This window comes from Pseudomonas sp. (genome assembly GCF_030683065.1).
In the GTDB taxonomy this organism is placed as follows: Bacteria; Pseudomonadota; Gammaproteobacteria; order Pseudomonadales; family Pseudomonadaceae; genus Aquipseudomonas.
Map to the genome: position 1 here is coordinate 135,765 of NZ_JAUXMX010000062.1, position 22,059 is coordinate 157,823.

25 protein-coding genes are annotated in these 22,059 nt (G+C 60.1%); 5 read left to right on the forward strand and 20 right to left on the reverse strand.

Features of this window, described 5'->3' with window-relative positions; all coding sequences use genetic code 11:
- Positions 1-238: 238 nt before the first annotated feature.
- From Q8K09_RS19960 to ribBA, 5 genes are all read right to left on the reverse strand, one after another.
- Positions 239-1,393, reverse strand: coding sequence for an ABC transporter ATP-binding protein (locus tag Q8K09_RS19960; protein ID WP_305256740.1), 1,155 nt, complete (start codon positions 1,391-1,393; stop codon positions 239-241).
- 17 nt (positions 1,394-1,410) lie between these two features.
- A complete protein-coding gene (locus tag Q8K09_RS19965; RefSeq protein WP_305256742.1) occupies positions 1,411-2,220 on the reverse strand; it encodes an ABC transporter permease in 810 nt (269 codons plus the stop codon).
- A 6-nt stretch (positions 2,221-2,226) separates the two neighbouring features.
- Positions 2,227-3,078, reverse strand: a complete 852-nt coding sequence (locus tag Q8K09_RS19970; protein WP_305256783.1) for an ABC transporter permease — start codon at positions 3,076-3,078, stop codon at positions 2,227-2,229.
- Between the two features lie 64 nt (positions 3,079-3,142).
- Entirely contained in the window at positions 3,143-4,168 is a 1,026-nt protein-coding gene (locus Q8K09_RS19975; RefSeq protein ID WP_305256743.1) for an ABC transporter substrate-binding protein, read from the reverse strand.
- A 355-nt stretch (positions 4,169-4,523) separates the two neighbouring features.
- Complete coding sequence (ribBA, locus tag Q8K09_RS19980) at positions 4,524-5,633, reverse strand: bifunctional 3,4-dihydroxy-2-butanone-4-phosphate synthase/GTP cyclohydrolase II (protein ID WP_305256745.1); 1,110 nt, start codon at positions 5,631-5,633, stop codon at positions 4,524-4,526.
- Positions 5,634-5,726: 93 nt separating this feature from the next.
- Between ribBA and Q8K09_RS19985 the strand changes: the two genes are divergently transcribed.
- On the forward strand, positions 5,727-6,020 hold the full coding sequence (locus Q8K09_RS19985) for a DUF1330 domain-containing protein (protein ID WP_305256784.1): 294 nt from the start codon (positions 5,727-5,729) through the stop codon (positions 6,018-6,020).
- 34 nt (positions 6,021-6,054) lie between these two features.
- Here the strand turns inward: Q8K09_RS19985 and Q8K09_RS19990 are convergent, their stop codons facing one another.
- From Q8K09_RS19990 to Q8K09_RS20025, 8 genes are all read right to left on the reverse strand, one after another.
- Positions 6,055-6,618, reverse strand: coding sequence for an NUDIX hydrolase (locus Q8K09_RS19990; protein ID WP_305256746.1), 564 nt, complete (start codon positions 6,616-6,618; stop codon positions 6,055-6,057).
- 4 nt (positions 6,619-6,622) lie between these two features.
- Complete coding sequence (locus tag Q8K09_RS19995) at positions 6,623-7,375, reverse strand: GntR family transcriptional regulator (protein WP_305256747.1); 753 nt, start codon at positions 7,373-7,375, stop codon at positions 6,623-6,625.
- A 93-nt stretch (positions 7,376-7,468) separates the two neighbouring features.
- Positions 7,469-7,858: a carboxymuconolactone decarboxylase family protein gene (locus Q8K09_RS20000; RefSeq protein WP_305256748.1), complete on the reverse strand. Its 390-nt coding sequence runs from the start codon at positions 7,856-7,858 to the stop codon at positions 7,469-7,471.
- A gap of 24 nt (positions 7,859-7,882) precedes the next feature.
- Complete coding sequence (locus tag Q8K09_RS20005) at positions 7,883-9,334, reverse strand: NAD-dependent succinate-semialdehyde dehydrogenase (protein ID WP_305256749.1); 1,452 nt, start codon at positions 9,332-9,334, stop codon at positions 7,883-7,885.
- A 78-nt stretch (positions 9,335-9,412) separates the two neighbouring features.
- Positions 9,413-9,898 (reverse strand): flavin reductase family protein, encoded by a 486-nt coding sequence (locus Q8K09_RS20010; RefSeq protein WP_305256750.1) that lies wholly within the window; start codon positions 9,896-9,898, stop codon positions 9,413-9,415.
- Between the two features lie 34 nt (positions 9,899-9,932).
- A complete protein-coding gene (locus Q8K09_RS20015; RefSeq protein WP_305256751.1) occupies positions 9,933-11,414 on the reverse strand; it encodes an aldehyde dehydrogenase in 1,482 nt (493 codons plus the stop codon).
- Positions 11,411-12,244: an alpha/beta fold hydrolase gene (locus Q8K09_RS20020; RefSeq protein ID WP_305256752.1), complete on the reverse strand. Its 834-nt coding sequence runs from the start codon at positions 12,242-12,244 to the stop codon at positions 11,411-11,413. Before Q8K09_RS20020 ends, Q8K09_RS20015 begins: the two co-directional genes overlap by 4 nt.
- Before the next feature lie 25 nt (positions 12,245-12,269).
- Complete coding sequence (locus tag Q8K09_RS20025) at positions 12,270-12,860, reverse strand: amino acid synthesis family protein (RefSeq protein WP_305256753.1); 591 nt, start codon at positions 12,858-12,860, stop codon at positions 12,270-12,272.
- Between the two features lie 437 nt (positions 12,861-13,297).
- Here Q8K09_RS20025 and Q8K09_RS20030 point away from each other — a divergent pair, with 437 nt between their 5' ends.
- A complete protein-coding gene (locus Q8K09_RS20030) occupies positions 13,298-14,812 on the forward strand; it encodes a BCCT family transporter (RefSeq protein ID WP_305256754.1) in 1,515 nt (504 codons plus the stop codon).
- A gap of 352 nt (positions 14,813-15,164) precedes the next feature.
- Here Q8K09_RS20030 and cysZ read toward each other — a convergent pair whose 3' ends face one another.
- A complete protein-coding gene (gene cysZ, locus Q8K09_RS20035) occupies positions 15,165-15,917 on the reverse strand; it encodes a sulfate transporter CysZ (protein WP_305256755.1) in 753 nt (250 codons plus the stop codon).
- A 265-nt stretch (positions 15,918-16,182) separates the two neighbouring features.
- Here cysZ and trxB point away from each other — a divergent pair, with 265 nt between their 5' ends.
- Positions 16,183-17,127 carry a thioredoxin-disulfide reductase gene (gene trxB, locus Q8K09_RS20040; protein WP_305256756.1) on the forward strand — a complete coding sequence of 315 codons (945 nt, stop codon included), beginning with the start codon at positions 16,183-16,185 and terminating at the stop codon, positions 17,125-17,127.
- Between the two features lie 159 nt (positions 17,128-17,286).
- Here the strand turns inward: trxB and Q8K09_RS20045 are convergent, their stop codons facing one another.
- The 5 genes from Q8K09_RS20045 to folM form a co-directional block, all read right to left on the reverse strand.
- Positions 17,287-17,628, reverse strand: coding sequence for a HopJ type III effector protein (locus Q8K09_RS20045; RefSeq protein ID WP_305256757.1), 342 nt, complete (start codon positions 17,626-17,628; stop codon positions 17,287-17,289).
- A complete protein-coding gene (locus Q8K09_RS20050; protein WP_305256758.1) occupies positions 17,625-17,930 on the reverse strand; it encodes a DUF1244 domain-containing protein in 306 nt (101 codons plus the stop codon). Before Q8K09_RS20050 ends, Q8K09_RS20045 begins: the two co-directional genes overlap by 4 nt.
- A 154-nt stretch (positions 17,931-18,084) precedes the next feature.
- On the reverse strand, positions 18,085-18,456 hold the full coding sequence (gene folX / locus Q8K09_RS20055; protein WP_305256759.1) for a dihydroneopterin triphosphate 2'-epimerase: 372 nt from the start codon (positions 18,454-18,456) through the stop codon (positions 18,085-18,087).
- 2 nt (positions 18,457-18,458) lie between these two features.
- Positions 18,459-19,019, reverse strand: a complete 561-nt coding sequence (gene folE, locus Q8K09_RS20060; protein ID WP_305256760.1) for a GTP cyclohydrolase I FolE — start codon at positions 19,017-19,019, stop codon at positions 18,459-18,461.
- Between the two features lie 23 nt (positions 19,020-19,042).
- Positions 19,043-19,753 carry a dihydromonapterin reductase gene (gene folM, locus Q8K09_RS20065; RefSeq protein ID WP_305256761.1) on the reverse strand — a complete coding sequence of 237 codons (711 nt, stop codon included), beginning with the start codon at positions 19,751-19,753 and terminating at the stop codon, positions 19,043-19,045.
- Between the two features lie 266 nt (positions 19,754-20,019).
- Between folM and Q8K09_RS20070 the strand changes: the two genes are divergently transcribed.
- Positions 20,020-20,313, forward strand: coding sequence for a DUF6482 family protein (locus tag Q8K09_RS20070; protein ID WP_305256762.1), 294 nt, complete (start codon positions 20,020-20,022; stop codon positions 20,311-20,313).
- Between the two features lie 192 nt (positions 20,314-20,505).
- Here Q8K09_RS20070 and Q8K09_RS20075 read toward each other — a convergent pair whose 3' ends face one another.
- Positions 20,506-20,928, reverse strand: a complete 423-nt coding sequence (locus Q8K09_RS20075; RefSeq protein WP_305256763.1) for a thiol-disulfide oxidoreductase DCC family protein — start codon at positions 20,926-20,928, stop codon at positions 20,506-20,508.
- Positions 20,929-21,018: 90 nt separating this feature from the next.
- On the opposite strand from Q8K09_RS20075, the gene Q8K09_RS20080 reads away from it, so the two are divergent.
- Positions 21,019-21,972, forward strand: a complete 954-nt coding sequence (locus Q8K09_RS20080; RefSeq protein WP_305256764.1) for a MerR family transcriptional regulator — start codon at positions 21,019-21,021, stop codon at positions 21,970-21,972.
- Positions 21,973-22,059 lie beyond the last annotated feature (87 nt).

Consider the following 22,059-nt stretch of genomic DNA (forward strand, 5'->3'; position numbering starts at 1 on the left):
CTCTTTGCAGACAATATCGGGAGCGCTGATACCGTAGGGAGCGCCACGCGCCCCAGCAATTTTGCACCTGCATTGCTGTGTACCGACGCAGGCTGCAAATACCGGTGCGCACGGCGCACCCTGCACATTGCTCCCTGCCGAGCAGCGTTCGGGACCGGCCTCATGCAGCACATGATTGGGACATAGCCATAAAAAAGCCCCAGCCTCTCGCGAAGCTGGGGCAAGGTTGGGGCTGCTGTCAGTGGCTTCCGGCGCTCTTGCTCAGGTCACTTTCGTTCCACTCGCTGTAGACGCAGGCATCGGCCGCCGCCCAGCGGACCAGCACCCGGGTGCCTGGCTGAAGCGGCTGCAGGTCGTTGGACAGGGCTTTGAGGGTCAGGTTGCAGCCGCCTGGAGTGACTACGCTGCAAGTCAGGCTTTCGCCAAGGAAGACCACTTCGCTGACCTGGGCCGAAATCTCGTTCCAGCCGGCGGGTAGCGGAGTTTGTTCGGCTTGCTCCTGAACCAGCACCAACGCCTTCTCGGGGCGCACCATCAGCAATACTTCCTGGCCGTTCTGCACTGTGGCGCTAGGTCGGATTGCCAGAGACTGCTGCTCGAATTGCACCGAGGCATTGCCCGTCACCTGGGTTTTCAGGAAGTTCGAGTTGCCGAGGAAGGAGGCGACGAAGGCATTCGGTGGGTTTTGATAGAGGTCGTAACCGCTGCCCAGGCCGACGATCTTGCCATGACTGAAAATAGCGATGCGTTGTGACAGGCGCATGGCTTCTTCCTGGTCGTGGGTCACGTAGACGATGGTGATGCCGAGGCGGCGGTGCAGATGACGCAGTTCATCCTGCAGTTCTTCGCGCAGCTTCTTGTCCAGCGCGCCGAGCGGTTCGTCCATCAGCAGGATGCGCGGCTCGTAGACCAGTGCGCGGGCAATCGCTACACGCTGTTGCTGACCGCCGGATAGCTGGGCCGGCCGGCGATGGGCGAACTGCTCTAGTTGCACCAGCTTGAGCATGGCGTCGACCTTGCGCTCGCGTTCGGCGGCCGGCAGCTTGCGGATACTCAACGGGAAGGCGATGTTGTCGCGTACCGAGAGATGAGGGAATAGCGAGTAACGCTGGAATACCATGCCGATACCACGCTTGTGTGACGGCACGTTGATCAGTGATTTGCCTTCTACCTGGATCTCTCCAGAGCTAGGCGTTTCGAACCCGGCCAGCATCGACAGGGTCGTGCTTTTGCCGGAGCCGCTGGAACCGAGGAAGGTTAGAAACTCACCTTCCTTGATATCCAGTGAAATGTTGTCCACTGCGGTGAAGTCGCCGTAGTGCTTGTTCAGGTTACGCAGGCTGACCAGGGGTTGTTGATCGGCTGGGGCGGACTCTTTGATCACGGCACTCATGTCGTTCTCCTCGGCGCTCAGGCGCTGACTTCATTGCGCCGACGCAGAGCAGCGGCGATCACCATTATTAGGATGGACAGCCCGATCAGCAGCGTCGAGGCGACTGCGATCACCGGGGTCAGGTCCTGGCGTAGGGTGGTCCACATTTTTACCGGCAGGGTCTGCAGGGTCGGGCTGGCCATCATCACGCTGAGTACCACCTCGTCCCAGGAAACCAAAAACGCAAATAGCGCACCGGCGACCATGCCTGGTCGTATCGCTGGAAATGTCACGAGATAGACCGCCTGCATGCGCGAAGCACCACAGATTACCGCGGCATCCTCAATCGACTGGTCGAACAGCTTCAGCGAGTTGATGATTGAGATGATGGTGAACGGTAGCGCTACTATCACGTGGCTGACCACGAAGGAAAACAGCGTGCCGGTATAGCCCAGCTTGAGAAAAAGCGCATACACCGCCACGGCGATAATCACCAACGGCACGATCATCGGTAAAGTGAACAGGGCATAGAGCAGCTCGCGTCCGGGAAAGCGCCCGCGCACCAGGGCGAAGGCGGTTGGCAGGCCCAAGGCGACAGCGCAAATCGTGGTGATCACGGCGACCTTCAAACTGGTCAGTACCGAGGCCATCCACTCCGGGTTGGAAAAAAACTGCTCGTACCATTTCAGCGTCCAGCCCGGTGGCGGGAACACCAGCCACTGCGAAGAGCCGAACGACAGCAGCACGATGAATACGATCGGCAGCATCAGGAACAGGGCGATCAGCGCAGTGGTGAAATAGAGGCCGATGCGCAGGCGCGGCCCCATGGCGTTGGGTGTCAGCAACATGTCGGATTACCTCGCATTGCTGGTGCCGACCGGCGATTCCGGCTGGAGCTTCAGGTAGACGTAGAACAACAGCAGGGTGATCGCGATCAGCAGCGCTGCCGCTGCGCTGGCGATACCCCAGTTGAGGAAGGACTGCACCTGCTGAATGATGAACTCCGGCAGCATCATGTTCTGTGCGCCACCGAGCAGGGCCGGGGTCACGTAGTAGCCGAGGGACATGACAAAGACCATCAGCCCGCCAGAGAACAAGCCGGGTCGGCACAGTGGCAGGAACACCCTAAAGAAGTTGTTCCACGGGCTGGCGCCGCAGATGGAGCCTGCCTGCAGCACCATCGGGTCGATGGCCTGCATGGTGGCCTGCAGCGGTAAAACGATGAACGGGATCATGATGTAGCTCATGCCAATCACCACGCCGGTGAGGTTGTGCACCATCTCCAGCGGCTGGTCGATAAGCCCCAGGGCCATCAGGGTTTTATTGATCACCCCAGAGGCTTGCAGCAGTACCAGCCAGGAGTAGGTGCGCGCCAGCAGGCTGGTCCACATCGATAGCAGTACGATACTCAGTAGCCAGCGGCCCCAGCCGCGCGGCACCAGGGTGATCGCCCAGGCCAGCGGAAAGCCCAGTAGCAGGCTGATCACGGTGACCAGGCCAGCTACCGAGAAGGTATTGAGTAGCACCCGGGTGTAGGCCGAGTTGGCAAACAATTGTTCGTAGTTGCTCAGTCCGAGGCTGGGCTCCAATACACCGCGAAGCAGCAAGCCGATCAGGGGTGCGAGGAAGAACAGACCGAGGAACAGCAGCGCCGGCAGCAGGTTGGAAAAACCCCGCCAGCGCTGCGTCATCGAACTGTTCGCCATGCCGGCAGTGCGCGAGGCACCGCCGGCTACTTGGGAGGATTGGTTGGACTGGGCGGTAGTCATGTTATTTGACCAGCCACTCGTTCCACTGTGCGGAGATGGCTTCGCCATTCTTGGCCCAGTAGGCGTAGTCGAGGTTGACCTGGTCCTTGACGTGGGCGGTCGGCAGGTTCGGCGCAAGATCGGCGTTCAATTGCTCGACGCTGTTGATGTTGACCGGGGCATAGGCCGTCAGGTTGGCGAATGTGGCCTGACCCTTGGCGCTGCTGGCGTTGGCCAAGAACTTCATGGCCGCATCCTTGTTTTTTGCGCCCTTGGGTATGACCAGGAAGTCAGCCATAACCAGGTTCTGTTTCCAGCTCACGCCGACCGGAACGCCATCTTGTTGCAGGGCATAAATGCGGCCGTTCCAGAACTGACCGAGGCTGACTTCACCAGAGGCAAGCATCTGTTGCGACTGCGCGCCACCGCCCCACCAGATGATATCTTTCTTGATGGTGTCGAGTTTCTTGAAGGCGCGCGCAAGATCCAGCGGGTAGAGCTGGTTTGCAGCTACGCCGTCGGCAAGCAGGGCCAGTTCGAGTACGCCTGGGCTGGCCCATTTGTAGAGTGCACGCTTGCCAGGGTAGGTCGCGGTGTCGAACAGTGCGCTCCAGTCCTGGGGGCTATTAGCGCCGACCTTGCCTTGGTTGTAGCCGAGTACAAAGGAGAAGTAGAAAGAACCGACGCCATGATCGGAGACAAAGCGGGGGTCTATTTCATCGCGGTTGATTACGCCAAAATCGAGCGGTTCCAACAGGCCTTCGCTGGCGGCACGCAGGGCGAAGTCGGCTTCGACGTCCACTACATCCCACTGCACATTGCCGCTTTCAACCATGGCCTTGAGCTTGCCATAGTCGGTCGGACCGTCCTGTACCACGCGAATACCACTGGTTTCGGTGAAGGGCTCGGCCCATGCCTGCTTTTGCGCATCCTGGGTGGTACCGCCCCAGCTGACGAAGTTCAGACTTTCGGCTGCGACTGCATTACTTGCGCTTACCACCAGGGCCAGAGCGGCGAGGGTGGCGGTAACGGGGTTTTTCTGCAACATGCTGTATTCCTCGATTTTTTGGTTTTAGTCGAGCTGCTATGCATGAAAGTAAAGCTTGGTTTGGTGTGGCTCCAAATTTGCATTCGTTACTAGGTCGATCGCGTTAGATGTCCGGCCTATGGAATATCATATTATGGTATTCCAAGATTTCTGCAAGCACTGAGTCTCTGCTGGGGCTGTCGAGCGGACTCAATCGATCGATGGCCGTGATCGATAGGTGCGTGGGGCTCGCTGCCTATGTCGATGGCTAGAGTTTAGGATGCGCAGGATCAAGATGGCGGCTCGCTGAGGAGCTGAGCAGGTATTGCGGCGGGGGCGAGCGCTGGAGGGGTGTTGCCCCTCCAGGTGACAGACGTTATTCAGTGAAGGCGAGCGTCTCCACGACTTCCAGGTCGTAACCCGTGAGGCCCGCGTATTTCAGTGGGGCGCCAAGATGGCGCAGCTTGCCAACGCCGATATCCTGAAGAATCTGCGCGCCAGTGCCGACTTCTGAATAAATACGCGATTGCGAACGGCTGAACTGCTGGCGCGCCTGGGTTAGTTGCGGGACCCGCTCCAGTAGCGCCTGTGATGACTCGTTGTTGGCCAGCACTACCACCACGCCGCGACCTTCCTCGGCGACTTTCTGTAATGCGGCCCACAGTGTCCAGTTCTTCGGCCCGGTGTACTCAGCCCCGACCAGGTCACGCAGCGGATCAATCACGTGCACGCGCACCAAGGTGGGTTCATCACGCTTGATCTCGCCCATGACCATGGCCATGTGCACACCGCCTTCGATATGGTCTTCGTAGGTAATCAGGCGAAAATCGCCATGCACAGTGGGCAGTTCGCGCTCACCGATGCGGCGGACGGTGTGCTCGGTACTCAAGCGATAGTGGATCAGGTCGGCGATGGTGCCGATCTTTATCCCGTGCAGGTTGGCGAACGACTCCAGCTCGGGGCGTCGGGCCATGCTGCCGTCTTCGTTCATCACCTCGACTATCACTGCGGCGGGGCTGAAGCCGGCCAGGCGAGCCAGGTCGCAACCGGCTTCTGTGTGGCCTGCGCGGTTCAATACGCCGCCATCGCGGGCGCGCAAAGGAAAAATATGCCCGGGTTGCACCAGGTCCTCGGCCTTGGCGTGCGCCGCGACGGCAGCTAGCACGGTACGTGAGCGGTCGGCGGCGGAGATGCCGGTGGTCACGCCAGTGGCGGCTTCGATGGAGATGGTAAAGGCGGTGGAGAAGGCGCTGCCGTTGCTCGGCACCATCTGCTCCAGGCCCAGGCGCTGGCAGTGAGCATCGGTCAGGGTCAGGCAAATCAGGCCGCGCGCCTCGCGGGCCATGAAGTTGATTGCGGCCGGCGTGCAGGCCTCTGCTGCCAGCAGCAGGTCGCCTTCGTTCTCGCGGTCTTCGTCGTCGACCAGGAGAACCATCTTGCCCTGGCGAAAGTCTTCGATGATTTCTTCGATGCTATTGAACGGCATGGCAGTGCTCTCACGGTTTGCAATGGGGGCGGTTGCTTGGTCCTTTTAATGGTATACCATATTACGAAATGTTCTAGAGCAACCGAGGTGATGATGAAGGCGTATTGGATTGCCCATGTCGAGGTAATCGACCCCGAGCAGTACACGGAATATACCCGCTTGGCACCAGCAGCTTTTCTCAAGTATGGCGGGGTTTTTCTGGCTCGGGGCGGACGCGCCGAGGCGCTGGAAGGGCGTCCTACGCCACCACGTAATGTGGTGATCGAGTTCGCCTCCTACGAGCAGGCGCTGGCCTGCTACCGTTCGGCTGAATATCAGGACGCCTGCGCTCACCGCCAGGGAGCGGCCCTGGCAGAGGTGATCATTGTCGAGGGCTGCGTGCCCTGAGAGTTGTCGACGTGCCCCGCCAGGGATGGCGGGTTCAGCGGATGAAGTGGACCTTGCCGCTGTCGTCGTTACCGATGTAGAGACCGTAGATCCCCGCCTGGCGTTCCTCGATGTAGCGCTCGAGAATCTGTCGGATAGCCGGGTAGTAGATGCTCTCCCAAGGAATCTCCTCGGGGGCGAAAAAGCGGTAGTCGAGGGATTCCGGGCCGAAGTTTCCGGTCACTTCGAGCACCACGGCGCGGAAGATGATGTACACCTCGCTGATTTTCGGCACGCTGAAGATCGAGTAGGGCGAGACGATGTCAGCACGCACGCCGCTTTCTTCCCAAACTTCGCGCAGTGCGGCTTGCTCGGTGGTTTCGCCACGTTCCATGAAGCCGGCCGGCAGCGTCCAAGTGCCTGGGCGCGGCGCGATGGCGCGTTGGCAGAGCAGGTACTTGCCGTCCTGCTCGATGATGCAGCCAGCGATAATCTTCGGGTTTTCGTAGTGGATGTAGCCGCACCCCGCGCAGACCAAGCGCTGGTGAGTGTCACCAGGCGGTTGCTGGCGGCTCAGGCGGTCAGCACCGCAGTTTGGGCAGAAGCGCGGGGTTGTCATGTTCTCAGCGTCCTATGCGCGGCTCTTTTAGGGCGATCGGTGTGGCTATCTCACGTACGCTACCAGCCACTTCCTGTTTGGATTTCAGGTAGTCCAGAGCCACCTTGGCGGCAGCGCGTACATGGTCGACCGACGCCTGGTGGGCGACAAGTGGATCGCCGCTCTTGATCGCCTCGACGATACGTTCCATCTCGTTATTGCTGGCGCCGCGCCGGTTGGCTTGAGACACCGAGGTGGCGCGCAAGTAACTGATACGTGCCTGCAGCTGCCGCAGCTGGGTGGCAGCGATATGGTTGCCGGAACCCTCCAGCAGCACGTCATAGAAGCCCTGGACCGAGTCGAGAACCTGTTGTAACTCGCCCTCTTCGAGCACCTTGCGGTTCTGCTCGAGAGCACGCTCCAGAGCGCGAATATCCTTGGCTTTGGCATTCAGGGTGAACAGTTGCACGATCAGGCCTTCGAGTACGCAGCGCAGCTCGTAGATATCGCGGGCGTCTTCGAGTGTGATGATAGCGACCCGAGGCCCCTTGGCATCGGCGAACTCAACCAGCCCCTCGGACTCAAGGTGGCGCAAGGCCTCGCGTACTGAAGTGCGGCTAACGCCCAGGCGATCGCAGAGGTCGCGCTCTACCAAGCGGTCTCCAGGCATTAGCTGGAAATTCATGATTGCGCTGCGCAGTTTATCCAGCACGATTTCGCGCAGGGTAATGGGGTTGCGATTGACCTTGAAGCTGTCGTCGAGAGGCAAGCGTTTCATGGGGTCCGCTCTGGTTGGGGCTGTCCGAAAAAAGCACCGCAGCCCCCTGGTCATTCGACCGAAGGCGCTGCAGATGCTTGGTAAAGCCCGCTGTTAAGGTTGGTTTTCAGCATCGGCTTCCGCGAAGGCTTCACGGGCGATACGAAAACTGTCCACGGCCGCTGGCACACCACAGTAAATACCGACCTGCAGCAGTATTTCGCGTATCTGCTCACGGCTGAGGCCGTTGCGCAAGGCTCCACGAATATGCAGCTTGAGTTCATGCGGTCGGTTGAGTGCTGAAATCATCGCCAAGTTTATCATGCTGCGTTCTGCCAGCGACAAACCCTCCCGTCCCCAGACATGGCCCCAGCAATACTCGGTGACCAACTCCTGCAGGGGCCGGTTGAAGTCGTCGGCATTCTCGATCGATTGGTTGACGTAGGCCTCGCCCAGTACCTGAGTGCGGATCGCCAGGCCCTTGGTGTACTTGTCGTTGCTCATAATGCTCTCCTCGGGTTGCCCGAACTAGAGGCCGCCCATCAGGGTGTATTTGATTTCGAGGTAGTCCTCGATGCCGTACTTGGAGCCTTCGCGGCCTAGACCGGAGGATTTGATCCCGCCGAATGGCGCGACCTCGGTGGAGATCAGTCCTTCGTTGATCCCGACCATGCCATATTCCAGTGCTTCGCTCATGCGCCAGGCGCGGCCCAGGTCGCGGGTGTAACAGTAGGCGGCGAGGCCGTACTCAGTGTCGTTTGCCAGATGCACGGCCTCGGCTTCACTGCTGAAGCGGAAGACTGCGGCCAGCGGACCAAAGGTTTCCTCGCGAGCGACCTTCATCTCCAAGGTCAGATCGGCCAGCACAGTCGGCTGGAAGAAACCGTGACCAAGCGCATGGCGCTCGCCGCCACAGAGCAGGCGGGCGCCTTTGCTTAGAGCGTCTTGCACATGGTCTTCAACCTTGGCTACGGCGCGCTCGTTGATCAGCGGACCCTGGGTCACGCCGGCGGCGAAGCCATCGCCGACCTGGAACGTGCTGACGCGTTCGGCGAGGCGGCTGACGAAGGCCTCATAGATGCCGTCCTGGACCAGAAAGCGATTCACGCACACACAGGTCTGACCCGCGTTGCGGTATTTGGCGATTAGCGCACCCTCGACCGCCCGTTCGAGATCTGCGTCGTCGAAAACGATGAACGGTGCGTTGCCACCGAGTTCCAGGGACACCTTCTTCAGGGTCTTGGCGCACTGCGCCATGAGCAGCTTGCCGATTGCGGTAGAGCCGGTGAACGACAGCTTGCGCACATCTGCGCTGTCGGTCAGTGCGCCGCCGATGGCCACGGCATCACCGGTGACCACGTTGAAAATGCCCGCCGGGATGCCCGCCTGTTCGGCCAGCACGGCCATGGCCAGGGCGGAGAAAGGCGTTTCCGGGGCCGGCTTGACGATGCACGGGCAGCCGGCAGCGAGGGCCGGGCCAGCTTTGCGGGTGATCATCGCCGCAGGGAAATTCCACGGCGTGATGGCCGCGACCACGCCAATCGGCTCCTTGCTCACGATAATGCGGGCGTCGCTTTTGTGGCTGGGAATTGTATCGCCATAGATACGTTTGGCTTCCTCGGCGAACCACTCGATAAAGCTGGCGGCGTAGAGGATTTCGCCCTTTGCTTCGCTCAGCGGTTTGCCTTGTTCCAGGGTCAGTATCTCGGCCAGGGCATCGGCGTTTTCCAGCATCAGTGCATGCCAGCGCTTGAGGATGTTGCTGCGCTCCTTGGCGGTGCGTGCACGCCAGGCTGGCCAGGCAGCGGTCGCAGCGGCAATGGCGCGCTGGGTTTCCGCTGCGCCCATATTGGGCACCCGGCCAATACTGTCGCCATTGGCCGGGTTGAAAATTTCCTGGGTAGTTGCGTTCAGGGCTTCACACCATTGGCCGTCGATGAAGGCCTGTTGGCGGAACAGTTGCACGGCTGCTGGGGTCATATAGGCTCCGGGGAAGAAAAAAAGGCCGCCTCCAAAATATATGGCAGACGGCCCAAAAGGATTGTGTGGCGCTGGTGCTCAGGCAAGAGTGGGCAGAGCGCCCAACTTGCCACGGTGATAGACCATCGGCGTCATTTCGGTTTCGGGAAGAATCAGGTTCTTCACTGCGCCGACGATGATCGCGTGATCACCACCGTCATATTCGCGCCACAGTTCACACTCGATGATCGCCGCGGCCTTGCTCAGCAGCGGGTTACCGAGCTCGCTGAGGTGCCAGTCGATGCCCTTGGCCTTGTCCTTGCCTTTACCGGCAAAGGCGTAGGCTTCGGCCGTTTGATCGGCTGACAGCAGGTGGATAGCGAACTTCTTGCTGGCGCAGAGCAGCGGGTATGAGTCCGAGGCGTAATTGGGGCAGAACAGCACCAGCGCCGGGTCAATCGACAGTGCACTGAATGCGCTAGCGGTGATGCCAACGATGCCGCCCGCTTCGTCAAGGCAGGTGATTACCGTGACTCCCGAGGGAAATGACCCCATCACTTCTTTGTAAATGCCTGGTTCGATCATCTTTGCTACCTCTGAAATTCTCGTAGTGAGCGTCTCAACGCATTACGAAGGGGTCGGCCATCGGCGTTTGGGACAGATTGATCCACACGGTTTTCTGTTCGGTGTAGGCGAGGACTGAGTCGATGCCGCTCTCGCGCCCGTAGCCACTGTTCTTGAAGCCGCCGATAGGCGCCATGGCCGAGACGGCCCGGTAGGTGTTGACCCAGATAATGCCCGAGCGTACATCGCGAGCCAGACGATGGGCGCGACCGAGATCGCGGGTCCAGATGCCGGCGGCGAGGCCGAACTGCGAGTCGTTGGCCATGGCCAGGGCGTCGGCTTCATCCTTGAAACGGATTACCGAGGCGACCGGGCCGAAGACTTCTTCCTGCATGATTTTCATCGAGTTGCTGTCGCACTCGAACAGGGTTGGCTCGTAGTACCAGCCGTTACCGTCGATTTCCGGACGCTTGCCGCCCAGGCGCAATTTCGCCCCTTCGGCCAGGGCGTCGGCGACCAGGCCTTCGACCACGGCCAGTTGCTGGGCGGTGGCCATGGGGCCCATCTCGCTGCTGTCATCTTGCGGGTTGCCGATGCGGATGCGCTTGGCTCGTTCGACCAGGCGCTCGACGAATTCGTCATAGATTTCGTCTTGCACCAGGAGGCGCGAGCCGGAGACGCAACTCTGACCCGATGCGGCATAGATGCCGGCGATCGCGCCATTGATCGCGCTGTCCAGATCGGCATCAGCGAAGATGATGTTCGGCGATTTGCCACCCAGCTCCAGCGACAGCTTGGCGAAGTTCTCGGCGCTGCTGCGCACCACGTGGCGGGCGGTGGCAGCGCCGCCGGTGAAGGCGATCTTGCGCACCAGCGGGTGGCGGGTCAGGGCGGCGCCGGTGCTGGCGCCGTAACCGGTGATCACGTTGACCACGCCCGGCGGGATGCCAGCTTCCAGAGCCAAGCGAGCCAGTTCGAGGATGGTTGCCGAGGCGTGCTCGGAAGGCTTGATGACAATAGTGTTGCCGGCAGCCAAGGCGGGTGCCAGCTTGATTGCGGTGAGGTACAGCGGGCTGTTCCAGGGAATGATCGCCGCCACGACGCCCAGCGGCTCATGCACGGTGTAGCCAAACAGGTCCGTCTTATCCAGCGGCAGGGTGCCGCCTTCGAGTTTGTCGGCCAGGCCGGCGGTGTAATAGAAGAACTCCGGCAGGTAGCTGACCTGGCCGCGGGTTTCGCGGATCAGCTTGCCATTGTCGCGGCTCTCCAGTTGCGCCAGTTGTTCCTTGTTCTCTGCGATCAGGTCGCCCAGGCGGCGCAGCAACTTGCCTCGTGCGGTGGCCGTCAGGTTGCGCCAGGCCGGACCTTCGAACGCATGCTGCGCCGCTTGTACTGCCTGCTCCACGTCGGCTTCGTCGGCATCGGGCAATTCCGCCCACGGCTCTGCGAGTGCCGGGTTGAGGCTTTGGAAGGTCTTGCCGGATCGGGCATCGACCCACTGGCCGTCGATGCACATCTGAAAACGGGTGAGTGTCATGCAACGATCCCCTGTGTTGGGTTCTGTGAGGTCTGGGTCTGCTTGAGGAAGTCGAGCAGCACCTGATTGACCAGACGCGGCGACTCCACGGGCATCATATGGCGCTGTTCCGCGAGCACCGCAACTTGCGCGCCGGGAATTCGCGCGGCCAGTTCTCTGGCCATCTGTGGCGTAGAGCCCGGGTCCAGCTCGCCGGTAGCGATCAGGGTTGGCGCGTGGACGCTACCCAGTTCATCCGCCAGATACATGTCCTGGGTGGCGAACAACTCATAGGTGGTCAAGTAGCCTTGCGGATCGTTGCTGGCCAGGGTCTGGCGCAGCGCGGCGATCTGTGCGGGGTTGGCAGCCTGGTATTCACGGCTGAACCAGCGTGAGAGGGCTGCGTCGGCATTGGCATTAGGGCCGTACTGGGCAACCTGGCGGGTCCGTTCGATCACCCCGGCACTTTGTTCGGGATTGCGGTTGAACACGCTGTTCAGCACGACCAGACCTTGCAGGCGCTGGGGGTAGCGCAGAGCGAATGCCCGCGCCACCAGGCCACCCATCGAGAAGCCGATAATAGTGGCTTGCGGCAGTTGCAAGTGGTCGAGCAGCTCGCGTAACTGCTCGGCATAGCCGAGCAAGTCAGTACCCGGCGCTGGGCGCTGACTGGCGCCGTGGCCGAGCATGTCGTAGGCGATGACCCGGTAGTGCGGTGCAAGGCCGACGATCTGGCCGCCCCACATTTCTTTGTTCAGGCCGACGCCGTGAATCAGGACCACAGGCTGGCCCTGCCCGGTCGCCAGATAACTGGTGCCGGCGGGGGTGCGTTCAGCGGTGAATAGCATCATGGCTTGCTCCTGCACTGACCCAGGTTTACTGCGCTTGCTCGGCGGCCAGTTCTTCCAGATCGATGTAGCGATTGCCGATACGCGGATGCAGGCGGCCACCGTTAGCAGCGCCCAGGACCACGATGATTTCGTCAGCCCGCGGAGCGTCTTCGATCTGCATTTCCAGGGTGATGTAATGCGAGCGCAGGCCTTCGTCATCCTTGTGCATCATAGGAATCTGGATCGAGGTGCCAGGGCCGCCGCGCTTGTTGGTGAAGCTCAAGTAGCTTTTGGCATCCACCGCCTGGCGGTAGTGGTTGCCGAAGCGCAGGGTGTGGATAACCGCCGATGCGTGTTCGATCTCACCGTCGGCGCCGACTACGGCGGCTTTGCCATAGGCTTCGATTTTTTCGGCACCGCCAATGCTGTCGAGCAGGCGCTTGACCATCAACTCGCCCAGCTCGGAGCAATTGGCCTTGATTTCCGGCTTCAGGTCTTCGATAAAACCACGGCCAAGCCAAGGGTTCTTCATTACAACGGCAAGGCCCACCATGGTCACGGGTTTATCAGTCGCTTTGCCACCTTCGATAAAGGTTTCTTCTGCGTAGCTGACGATTTTACGAATTTCGAAACTCATGAGGTTCTCCTGGATAAATGAGGCGGTTTGAAGCGCATCGTGCTGGTCTCGTATCATGGTATACCATAATACGATTGTTGCAAGTCAAGCGTTCAGATAGTGCCGCTGATCAGCCCGCAGCCAATGGTTGTTGGCCTGGGTCAGTTTCCCCGGGGGCAGAAGCGAGCAAGTTTTGCTTTCGATTTTAGGTTTATGGTATACCGTAATACAAGCGAGCACTCCTGCTCACTTCTAAAGTTCTGTGCGCGGCTTTAGGTCTCGATTGGCTGCTTACGAGCGTTGTCGTTGCAGTGCCACACGTGACAGGCAGGAGCGGGGTTTCCGGCGTTCGCGACAAACACTCAGCTATGTCCCATACAAAAATAAGGAGGAGGGCGCTCGTGAGCGAACATCCTATGCAAGACCCCCATCGCCTATTTGCAGGCGTAAACCCAACGATGGCCATCTCATCCCTGGCAATGGTGCTGGTCTTTGTGCTGTTCACGGTGATCTATGGTGAGCTGGCTAATAGTCTCTATACCGGCATCAAGCAGTGGATCGAGAGTTCCCTGGGCTGGTATTACGTTGCAGTGGTCAGCATCGTGCTGTTCTTCACTTTCTGGGTCGGTCTGAGTCGCTTCGGCAATTTGCGCCTGGGGCGCGACGACGAGCGTCCGGAATTCAGCAATTTCTCCTGGTTCGCCATGCTGTTCAGCGCAGCGGTTGGTACTGGTCTGCTGTTCTGGAGCATCGCCGAGCCATTGATGCACATGCAGGGCAACCCCTTCATGGACATGGCCGGGGTCGCCGCCAATACCCCGGAAGCAGCGCAGATCGCCTTGCGCGTGACGCTGTTTCACTGGGGGCTGCACGGCTGGTGCATCTACATCATTGTTGGCCTGATCCTGGCCTATTTCGCCTACAGGCACGATCTGCCGCTGACCGTTCGTTCAGCGTTGTATCCGCTGATCGGTGAGCGCATCTACGGCCCGATTGGCCATGCGGTCGACTTGCTGGCGATCTTCAGCACCCTGTTCGGTACTGCAACCACCCTCGGGCTGGGCGTAGCGCAGATGAATGCCGGGTTGAATTACATGTTTGGTATCGAGGTATCCACCACCAACCAGTTAATCCTGATCTCCGCAACTGCAGTGATCGCCACCCTGTCGGCGGTCTCCGGGGTGCGCAAGGGCATTCTCTGGCTCAGTGAGTGGAATATCCGCCTGAGCAGCATCCTCTTTCTGTTTCTCCTGCTGGCCGGACCGACCGTGTTCCTTCTAGGTCTATATGCCTCCAGCCTGGGCGACTACATTGCCAATTTCATCCCGATGGGCATGTGGACCGACTCCAATCCTGAGCGGCAGTGGCAGGGCTGGTGGACCATCTTTTATTGGGGCTGGTGGTTGTCTTGGGGGCCGTTCGTGGGCATGTTCATCGCGCGCATCTCGCGCGGCCGCACTGTGCGCCAAGTAGTACTGGGCGGCATGCTCGCCGCAACGTTGGGCGCGTTTCTGTGGATCGTGATCATGGGCGGTACGGGTATTTATCTGCAGTTAGCCGGCAGCATCGACCTCAGTGCCGTTGCCAACACCGATGTGACTATGGTGCTGTACAAGACCATCGAAGGCCTGAATGTGTCGTGGGCGACTATGACCATGGCCGGTTTGGCGACCCTGATGATAGTTAGTTGGTTCGTCACGTCGGCCGACTCGGCGACGCTGGTGATCTGCACTATTTTGTCCATGGGCAACCAGAATCCGCCGCAACGCTTCCGCATCATCTGGGGCCTGGGTCTGGGCGCTCTAGCCGGTGTGTTGCTGTTGGCTGGCGGACTGCAGGGGTTGCAGGCGGCCACTATCGCCGCGGCGCTGCCGTTCTCCGTGGTACTGCTGGTGATGTGCTACAGCCTGGTGAAGGCACTGCATCAGGAAGAGGGCGCGACACTCTCCGCTCGCGCTCCCCAGGGGGTCTGAGTAGTTATGTGATCTACCGTCAGGTGGCCCATCCTGGATGGCGCAGGTAGGTACTTGCTGATCATATCGCCCCGCTTTGCCGCAATGCTGTTCACTTAAGCCAAGTGAGCAGCATTTTTTTGTAGCCCGGATGAAATCCGGGGGAAGTCTGGCGCTTGATAATCGCTCCCGGATTGCATCCGGGCTACGGGTGGGTGCATGGCTACGACAGGCGCCCAGAGATGGCCGCTTAAGTGAACAGCATGGCTACATGTCGGGGCTTTTTTGGTCTTGCGATTTGGTTTATGACGCTGGCATGGGGCTACGGATTGAGCGCGGTAGTACCGACTGCCGCGATCCAGCGTCTGGACGATTAATGTGGCGTGGTGACGGCTCGATCGCCACCTTCGCGCACCCAGAACAGCGTGGCGCCGGCCACCGCTGCCGGCATCATCAGGATGTTGACGAAGGGGATCAGCAGTACCGCATAGGTGATGCCGCCGAAACCCAGGGACTGCCAGCGTTTCTCACGCAGCCAGGCAAGCATGTCCTGCCAGCTCATCTTGTTGTTGTCGGCGGGGTAGTCGATGTATTGGATGGCCATCATCCATACGCCGAATAGCAGCCACAACGGCGCGGCGATCAGGTTGACCACCGGGATGAAGGTCAGGATCAGCAAGCCAATGGCCCGCGGCAGGAAGTACCCCAGCTTGCGCATTTCGCGGCCCAGGGTGCGCGGCACCATGGCCGCTAATTCGGCCCAGCTGAACGGCGGGAACGTGTCTTCGCCGCGCACCACCACCTCGACCTTCTCGGCGAGAAAGCCGTTGAACGGTGCCGCGATGATGTTGGCCAGCATGGTGAAGGTGAAGAACACCATCAGCAGCACTAGCACCACGAACAGTGGCCAGAGGATGTATTCGAGAAAGCTCAGCCAGTTCGGCAGGCTTGGCATGAACGCATCGACCCAGCCGCCGAACTGCTGCATTGCAAAGCCGACCAGAGCAACGAAGAGAATCAGGTTGATCGCCAATGGCAACAGCACGAATAGCCGCAAACCAGGGCTAAGCACCAGTTTCAGGCCTTCGCTGAGGTATTGCGGGCCGGACAGCACAGGAGCAGGCATTAAGGTTCTCCACGAGGTAAAAGTCGCGCCGACCTTAACGGCTTTGTTAGGCCGGGGAAAGACTGTTGCTGTCGCTCAACGTGTCATAGGCATTGGCTATGCGTGGAATTGGTAAAGGGTATTTCCTCGGTTGCCCGCAGGTGCGTAGCCTGCTCAGCAGTTCAACGATTGATCAAGTTTTGGGCTGGCTGCCCGCGGCACTGTTGAAGTGCTTGGCCAGTCCCTCTTTTTATGCGCCCGGCTCAGTGCCTGGCAGGAGTCTTTTATGTCTGCAACACGCCATGCCCGAGTGATTATCTTGGGTTCCGGCCCTGCCGGTTACAGTGCCGCCGTCTATGCGGCGCGGGCTAACCTCAAGCCGCTGCTGATTACCGGCATGCAGGCTGGCGGCCAGTTGACCACCACCACTGAAGTCGACAACTGGCCGGGTGACGTACACGGCCTGACCGGTCCGGCGCTGATGCAGCGCATGCAGGAGCACGCCGAGCGCTTCGAGACCGAGATTGTCTTCGACCATATCAATGCGGTGGACCTGGCCGGCAAGTCATTCACCCTGGTCGGCGACAGCGCCACCTACAGTTGTGATGCGTTGATCATCGCCACGGGTGCCAGCGCTCGTTACCTCGGCCTGCCGAGCGAGGAGGCGTTCATGGGCAAGGGCGTTTCAGCGTGCGCCACCTGCGACGGTTTCTTCTACCGCAACCGTGACGTGGCGGTGGTTGGCGGCGGCAACACCGCGGTGGAAGAGGCGCTGTACCTAGCCAATATCGCCAGCAAGGTGACCCTGGTGCACCGCCGTGAGACCTTCCGCGCCGAGAAGATCCTGCAGGACAAACTGCAGGCGCGGATCGCCGAAGGCAAGATCGTGCTCAAGCTTAATGCCGAGGTCGACGAGGTGCTGGGTGATGCCATGGGTGTTACCGGCGTGCGCCTGAGGAACAACGACGGCAGCAGCGACGAACTGAAGGTCGATGGCTTGTTCGTCGCTATCGGTCATACGCCCAACACCGCGCTGTTCGACGGCCAGTTGGCCTTGAAGGACGGCTACCTGGTGGTCAACGGCGGCCGTGATGGCAATGCCACCGCCACCAGCATTGCCGGCGTGTTTGCCGCAGGCGACGTCGCCGACCATGTCTACCGCCAGGCGATTACCTCGGCCGGTGCGGGCTGCATGGCGGCTCTGGATGTTGAGCGTTTTCTCGACGCGTAGGCGCGGTCGGGCGGCGTTCCGATCGGAGCGCAGCGACAACCCGCCAGCGTTGTGCCGTGCCGATTAACCATTGGTGCACTGCCTGCGGCGAGTGACACCCTGCGGGTCACCGATTGCTCGAGGTGATTGGTCGGAGCCGCAGGCGGCCGCAGTAGGCGCTCAGGCCTTGCGCGTGAGTGGCTGCTGCTCGAAGCGCACGCCAGCCAGGCCGGTGGCCATCAGTGCGCGGATGTTGCCGTGGTCGTTGCCGTCCGGGGTGGCCAGCACGCTGCGGTAGTGTTCGCCGAAGCAGCGCAGGGTTTCTTCAAGGGTGAGGCCTTCGAGCAGGGCCAGGCCGAGGGTCTTGCAGGAGCCTTCATTCTGTCCGGCGGGATTTGTCACATCACCATTGCTGAAGGCGCACGGCTGGTAATCGTAGTGCGCGGCGATAAAAGCCAGGGTTTCGCTAAAGGCGAAGGCTTCGCTGTGCAGGCGTGCGCGGAAATCGTTCAGGGCGCTCATGCGTTCTTGCCCTTCTCGCTGGCCTGGTTGAAGGCGGCCTGCTGCTCGGCGCTGGCTTCTTGCTGATACGTGGCTTTCCACTCGCTGTACGGCATGCCGTAGACCTCTTCGCGCGCTTGATCCGGGGTAAGCGCTACGCCGATATCATCGGCTGCGGCCTTGTACCATTTGGACAAGCAGTTTCTGCAAAAGCCGGTCAGGTTCATCATGTCGATGTTCTGCACATCGGTGCGGCTGCGCAGGTGTTGCAGCAGGCTGCGGAAAGCTGCGGCTTCTAGTTCCAGGCGTTCTTGATCAGTCATGGTGATGTTCTCGGAGGCGGGCAGGGCCTCAGCCGGGCGCGAGGTGCGTCTCGGCAGATGGAGTGGCTAAGGCGGTAGGGATGATAAAACCCTCACCGCCTTGCGGCAATGACTCGCCCTTGGGCGGGCGAGCCTTTGCAGGCTGATTCGCTGTTCAGCGATGGCCTGCGAGGGTGATTGATACCGACTCGGCAAAGCGCAGGGCGTGCGGTTTATCCACCTCAACCTCTGCGTAGCGCACGGCCGTCTGCTGCATCACCAGATCGAGGATTTCCTGGGTCAGGCGTTCCAGCAGCGCGAAGCGATTGCCTTCGACGTGCTGAATGATTGCCTTGGTGATGGTGCGGTAATTCAGCGCGTGATCGATATCGTTGTCGCGCACCGCTTCGCTGGCCGGGTAGAGGATCGTCAGGTTGATCAACACATCCTGCTTGTTGTTGATCTCCTCTTCCTTGATGCCAATGAACGTTCGCAGGCGCAGATCCTTGACCCGAATGCGCGCCATTCCAGGCTCCAGTCGTGGCATGGCTAGTTGCTCCGTCCAATCAGTTGCAGGAACTCGTGGCGGGTGTTGTAAGACTCGCGGAAGGCGCCAAGCATCACCGAGGTGCTCATGACCGAGTTCTGCTTCTCGACGCCGCGCATCATCATGCACATGTGCTTGGCTTCGATCACCACGGCAACGCCCGCGGCGTTGGTGACCTGTTGAATGGCTTCGGCAATCTGACGGGTCAGGTTTTCCTGGATTTGCAGGCGCCGCGCATACATATCAACGATGCGCGCGACTTTCGACAGCCCCAGAACTTTGCCGGTAGGAATGTAGGCCACATGTGCCTTGCCGATAAAAGGCAGCAGATGGTGCTCGCACAGCGAATAAAGCTCCACGTCCTTGACGATAACCATCTCGTCATTGTCTGACGCGAACAGCGCGCCGTTGACCACTTCTTCCAGGCTCTTGTGGTAGCCATTGCACAGGTACTGCATGGCTTTTGCTGCGCGCTTGGGTGTGTCCAGCAGGCCTTCTCGTTCGGGGTTTTCACCTACGCCCAAGAGGATTTCGCGGTAGTAGGCAGGCAGTTGTTCGTTCATTGATGCAGTCCTCGAGGCGCGCCTCATTTGATATGGCGGCCGCCGTTTACGGTAAGGGTGGTGCCGGTGACGTAAGGGTTGTCCAGCAGGTAGCGCAAGCTTTGGTAGATCACCTGGGGGCCGGGCTCGATGCCCAGTGCTGACTTCTCCAGGGTTTTTGCTCGGTAGGCCGCGTCATCCTCTGCGTTGAACATGATCAGCGCGGGGGAAATGCCATTGACCTTGATCTGTGGTGCGAATGTTGCGGCAAACGATAGCGTGAGACTGTCCAGGCCTGCTTTGCTGGCGCAGTAGGCCGGGTGCCTGGCGCTACCTTTACGCACCACGTCGTCGCTGATATGGATGATGTCGGCAGGCGCCGAACGACGAAGCATATCGGCGCAATGCAGGTTGATCAGGTAGGGCGCGAGCATGTGTACGTTGAACAGCTGTTGGAACACCGGTGCTTCGGCGCCGGGTGTTTCGACCAGCCACTCGGATGCGTTGTGGACGATGGCGCGCAGGCTTTCGGTGTGGCTTTTCAGCTCATCAATAAAAGCCAGAATTCCGGATTCGCCGGAGAAATCAGCCTGGATGGCCACTGCTCCGCGCTTGACCAGGCGCTTGATCCCTTCGCGTTCGTTGCGATAGGTGATAAACAGCTGATGACCGTCATCAAGCAGGCGCTCGGCACAATACAGACCGACGCGTTGACTGGCGCCTGTGATCAGAACGGGAGATGCGCTAGCGCTCATGATGGTCTCAGCAGATGAAATAGTGGGTTCAGCGACGTTGCGCCCGGATACCTGACCAGTAAGACGCTTCGCCGACTGAACCAGGGTTAAAGTTATACCAGCTATCGATTTTGTACAACCATGTAGGCTGTATGGTTACTGCTGTTAAAATGGTTTTTAACCTGTTCTGCTGGGCTGCGTGGCTGATTTAACGGATATGGATGCTCGGAAAAGTTGATTTTATACTGTACAAGTCTATTTTGTTCGTACAGTTATTTGAGGTGGTTATGAGTCCGTGGCAATTGCGTGCCGCCCTGCTGTTGCAGCAGGTTGATCGAGTCGAGGTGTTGGCCCTGCGTTGCAGTGGCTATGCCGTGCAGGTGATCGCCGCGGATGGTCGCGCACAGGCTTTGCTGCCCACAGCGGGCGGTCGACTTTGGCCTTCATTGTCGGCGCTCAAGGTGCGCTTACGCGGTTGTGGGGTGCGTCGGATCTTGCTGCTAGAGCGGCAAACCCATGACGAAATTATCGGCCGGCCCAGCCTGCACGCCGCTGATCCAGGAATGCCGATGCCGTTGTAAGCAGTCTTTGCGCTCGCCGGTGTGCTCGTTGTGCGGCCACTCATGTTGAGCCGCCACGCTCGGCGTTGTGCCAGGCGCCACAGCGCGGCGTCTATGGACTCAGGCAGTGCAGCGCTGCTGCAGGTCGCTAAAGCCTGGGCAAAGTATCGCGACGTTGCTTGCCATCTTTACAGGTGCTTCGAGACAGCGGCTTCAAGGTTTTCGGTCGATGTCGCATTGCCCGTTCTGGCAGCGCTTGCCTGCGTCTGGGTGCGGTAGCCAGGTCAGGTGCGGGCGCAGTACGCAAAACAGCCAGTAACCCAGCTCGAAGAGCGGACGAAGTGGTTTCCAGGTCAGGGGCGTCGCCCAGCGCCCAAGCCCTGCCGCTCGCCAGCTCCAGAGTGTTGCGTCAAGGCCGGTCACCCACTGGCCGTCGGCGAAGTGGGCGTGCAGCCTGTTGGCCAGGGTGTGTTTGTCGATACCGACGCTGTCTGCGTGGAAGGCTTCGCTGCTGATATCGACGAGTAACAAGCGCTCAGCATTGGCATGCCGGTTCAGTAGCTGGATCTCCCGGGCGCACAGTGGGCAGTCGCCATCGTAATAGAGGGTCAGCGGCCATTGTGGAGAGTTGGTCATGGTCAAGTTCTCTGTATAAGTCTTGTACAATGTAGGCCGGTGTCAGCTGAGTTACAATGCCCGCAACATTTTTGCGGTGATGCCTCTCCCATGTCCGATCTCGTTGGTGCCTTGTCCCTCGATTCGAGTGCCCTCAAGCAGGAGGAGCTATTTCCTATTCGCGAGGTGTCGCGGTTGACCGGGGTCAACCCGGTGACCTTGCGGGCCTGGGAGCGACGTTACGGATTGATCCGGCCGACGCGCACCGACAGCGGGCATCGTCTCTATTCCCTGGCCGACATCGAGTCGGTGCGCAGCATTCTGGCGTGGATCGAGCGCGGGGTGTCGGTCAGCAAGGTTGGCAAGATCCTGGCGAAGAATATTTCGACCCGGTCGGCCAGTACGCCGGTCTACGAGGAAGTCACCTCCGGCGAGTGGGCGGAATGGCAGGCTCAAGTGCGTCGTGCGATCAGCGTGTTTGACGATGTCCGGCTCGACCGTCTTTATGGTCAGATTTTTTCCAGCTACCCGCTGCCAGTGGTGTTCCAGGACATTCTGATGCCGCTCTGGCAGGAGCTGTTGCTGCGCCAGGACGAGTTTGGCCAGACCAGCGAATGGTTGTTCTTCGATACGTTCCTGCGGGCGCGCACCTTGCAGCGTCTGCAGGTCTTCCGTACCCAGGTAGAAGAGCGGGTCTTGTTGGCGGCGTTGCCGGGTCACTGCCGTGAGCTGGAGCTGCTGGTCACTGGCCTGCTGCTGAGCAGTTCTGAGGTCTCGGTCAGTGTGCTTGGCGTGGGGCAGCCGCTGGAAGAGCTGGCCCTGGTGTGCGAGCGCATGCAGCCGCAGGCGTTGGTGTTGTTTACCAACTTGCCGCCCAGTGACGACTTGCCGCGCATGCTGGCGCGCCTGGCGCTGGCGCTGGATTGTCCGCTGGTGCTGGCCGGCGATGGCGCCGAGCTCGCCGAGGACAGCCTGAGCGGCTCACCGATAGCCTGCCTGGGCAACGAGGGTCGTCTGATGCAGCGCCGTTTGCAGCAGTTCCTCACCGGGCATCTGGATACCTGATAACCCCTCCGTCTGATCATTATCTGTAGCGGCTGCCGCACCCTGGGTGCGGCGCTGGGGCTTTGTCGTGGCTGCAATTTGTAAACG

Excerpts from the sequence above, each read along its gene's own strand:
- Q8K09_RS19960 (WP_305256740.1), bottom strand. The coding sequence starts at position 1,393 with ATGAGTGCCGTGATCAAAGAGTCCGCCCCAGCCGATCAACAACCCCTG.
- Q8K09_RS19975 (WP_305256743.1), bottom strand. The coding sequence starts at position 4,168 with ATGTTGCAGAAAAACCCCGTTACCGCCACCCTCGCCGCTCTGGCCCTG.
- Q8K09_RS20000 (WP_305256748.1), bottom strand. The coding sequence starts at position 7,858 with ATGAGCAACGACAAGTACACCAAGGGCCTGGCGATCCGCACTCAGGTA.
- folE (WP_305256760.1), bottom strand. The coding sequence starts at position 19,019 with ATGAACGAACAACTGCCTGCCTACTACCGCGAAATCCTCTTGGGCGTA.
- Q8K09_RS20030 (WP_305256754.1), top strand. The coding sequence starts at position 13,298 with ATGGCCATCTCATCCCTGGCAATGGTGCTGGTCTTTGTGCTGTTCACG.
- Q8K09_RS20080 (WP_305256764.1), top strand. The coding sequence starts at position 21,019 with ATGTCCGATCTCGTTGGTGCCTTGTCCCTCGATTCGAGTGCCCTCAAG.
- Q8K09_RS20075 (WP_305256763.1), bottom strand. The coding sequence starts at position 20,928 with ATGACCAACTCTCCACAATGGCCGCTGACCCTCTATTACGATGGCGAC.
- folM (WP_305256761.1), bottom strand. The coding sequence starts at position 19,753 with ATGAGCGCTAGCGCATCTCCCGTTCTGATCACAGGCGCCAGTCAACGC.
- Q8K09_RS20050 (WP_305256758.1), bottom strand. The coding sequence starts at position 17,930 with ATGACTGATCAAGAACGCCTGGAACTAGAAGCCGCAGCTTTCCGCAGC.
- Q8K09_RS20025 (WP_305256753.1), bottom strand. The coding sequence starts at position 12,860 with ATGAGTTTCGAAATTCGTAAAATCGTCAGCTACGCAGAAGAAACCTTT.
- Q8K09_RS20020 (WP_305256752.1), bottom strand. The coding sequence starts at position 12,244 with ATGATGCTATTCACCGCTGAACGCACCCCCGCCGGCACCAGTTATCTG.
- Q8K09_RS20005 (WP_305256749.1), bottom strand. The coding sequence starts at position 9,334 with ATGACCCCAGCAGCCGTGCAACTGTTCCGCCAACAGGCCTTCATCGAC.
- Q8K09_RS19985 (WP_305256784.1), top strand. The coding sequence starts at position 5,727 with ATGAAGGCGTATTGGATTGCCCATGTCGAGGTAATCGACCCCGAGCAG.
- Q8K09_RS20010 (WP_305256750.1), bottom strand. The coding sequence starts at position 9,898 with ATGATCGAACCAGGCATTTACAAAGAAGTGATGGGGTCATTTCCCTCG.
- Q8K09_RS19965 (WP_305256742.1), bottom strand. The coding sequence starts at position 2,220 with ATGTTGCTGACACCCAACGCCATGGGGCCGCGCCTGCGCATCGGCCTC.
- Q8K09_RS19995 (WP_305256747.1), bottom strand. The coding sequence starts at position 7,375 with ATGAAACGCTTGCCTCTCGACGACAGCTTCAAGGTCAATCGCAACCCC.
- Q8K09_RS20045 (WP_305256757.1), bottom strand. The coding sequence starts at position 17,628 with ATGAGCGCCCTGAACGATTTCCGCGCACGCCTGCACAGCGAAGCCTTC.
- folX (WP_305256759.1), bottom strand. The coding sequence starts at position 18,456 with ATGCCACGACTGGAGCCTGGAATGGCGCGCATTCGGGTCAAGGATCTG.
- Q8K09_RS20015 (WP_305256751.1), bottom strand. The coding sequence starts at position 11,414 with ATGACACTCACCCGTTTTCAGATGTGCATCGACGGCCAGTGGGTCGAT.
- cysZ (WP_305256755.1), bottom strand. The coding sequence starts at position 15,917 with ATGCCTGCTCCTGTGCTGTCCGGCCCGCAATACCTCAGCGAAGGCCTG.
- Q8K09_RS19990 (WP_305256746.1), bottom strand. The coding sequence starts at position 6,618 with ATGACAACCCCGCGCTTCTGCCCAAACTGCGGTGCTGACCGCCTGAGC.
- Q8K09_RS20070 (WP_305256762.1), top strand. The coding sequence starts at position 20,020 with ATGAGTCCGTGGCAATTGCGTGCCGCCCTGCTGTTGCAGCAGGTTGAT.
- ribBA (WP_305256745.1), bottom strand. The coding sequence starts at position 5,633 with ATGCCGTTCAATAGCATCGAAGAAATCATCGAAGACTTTCGCCAGGGC.
- trxB (WP_305256756.1), top strand. The coding sequence starts at position 16,183 with ATGTCTGCAACACGCCATGCCCGAGTGATTATCTTGGGTTCCGGCCCT.
- Q8K09_RS19970 (WP_305256783.1), bottom strand. The coding sequence starts at position 3,078 with ATGGCGAACAGTTCGATGACGCAGCGCTGGCGGGGTTTTTCCAACCTG.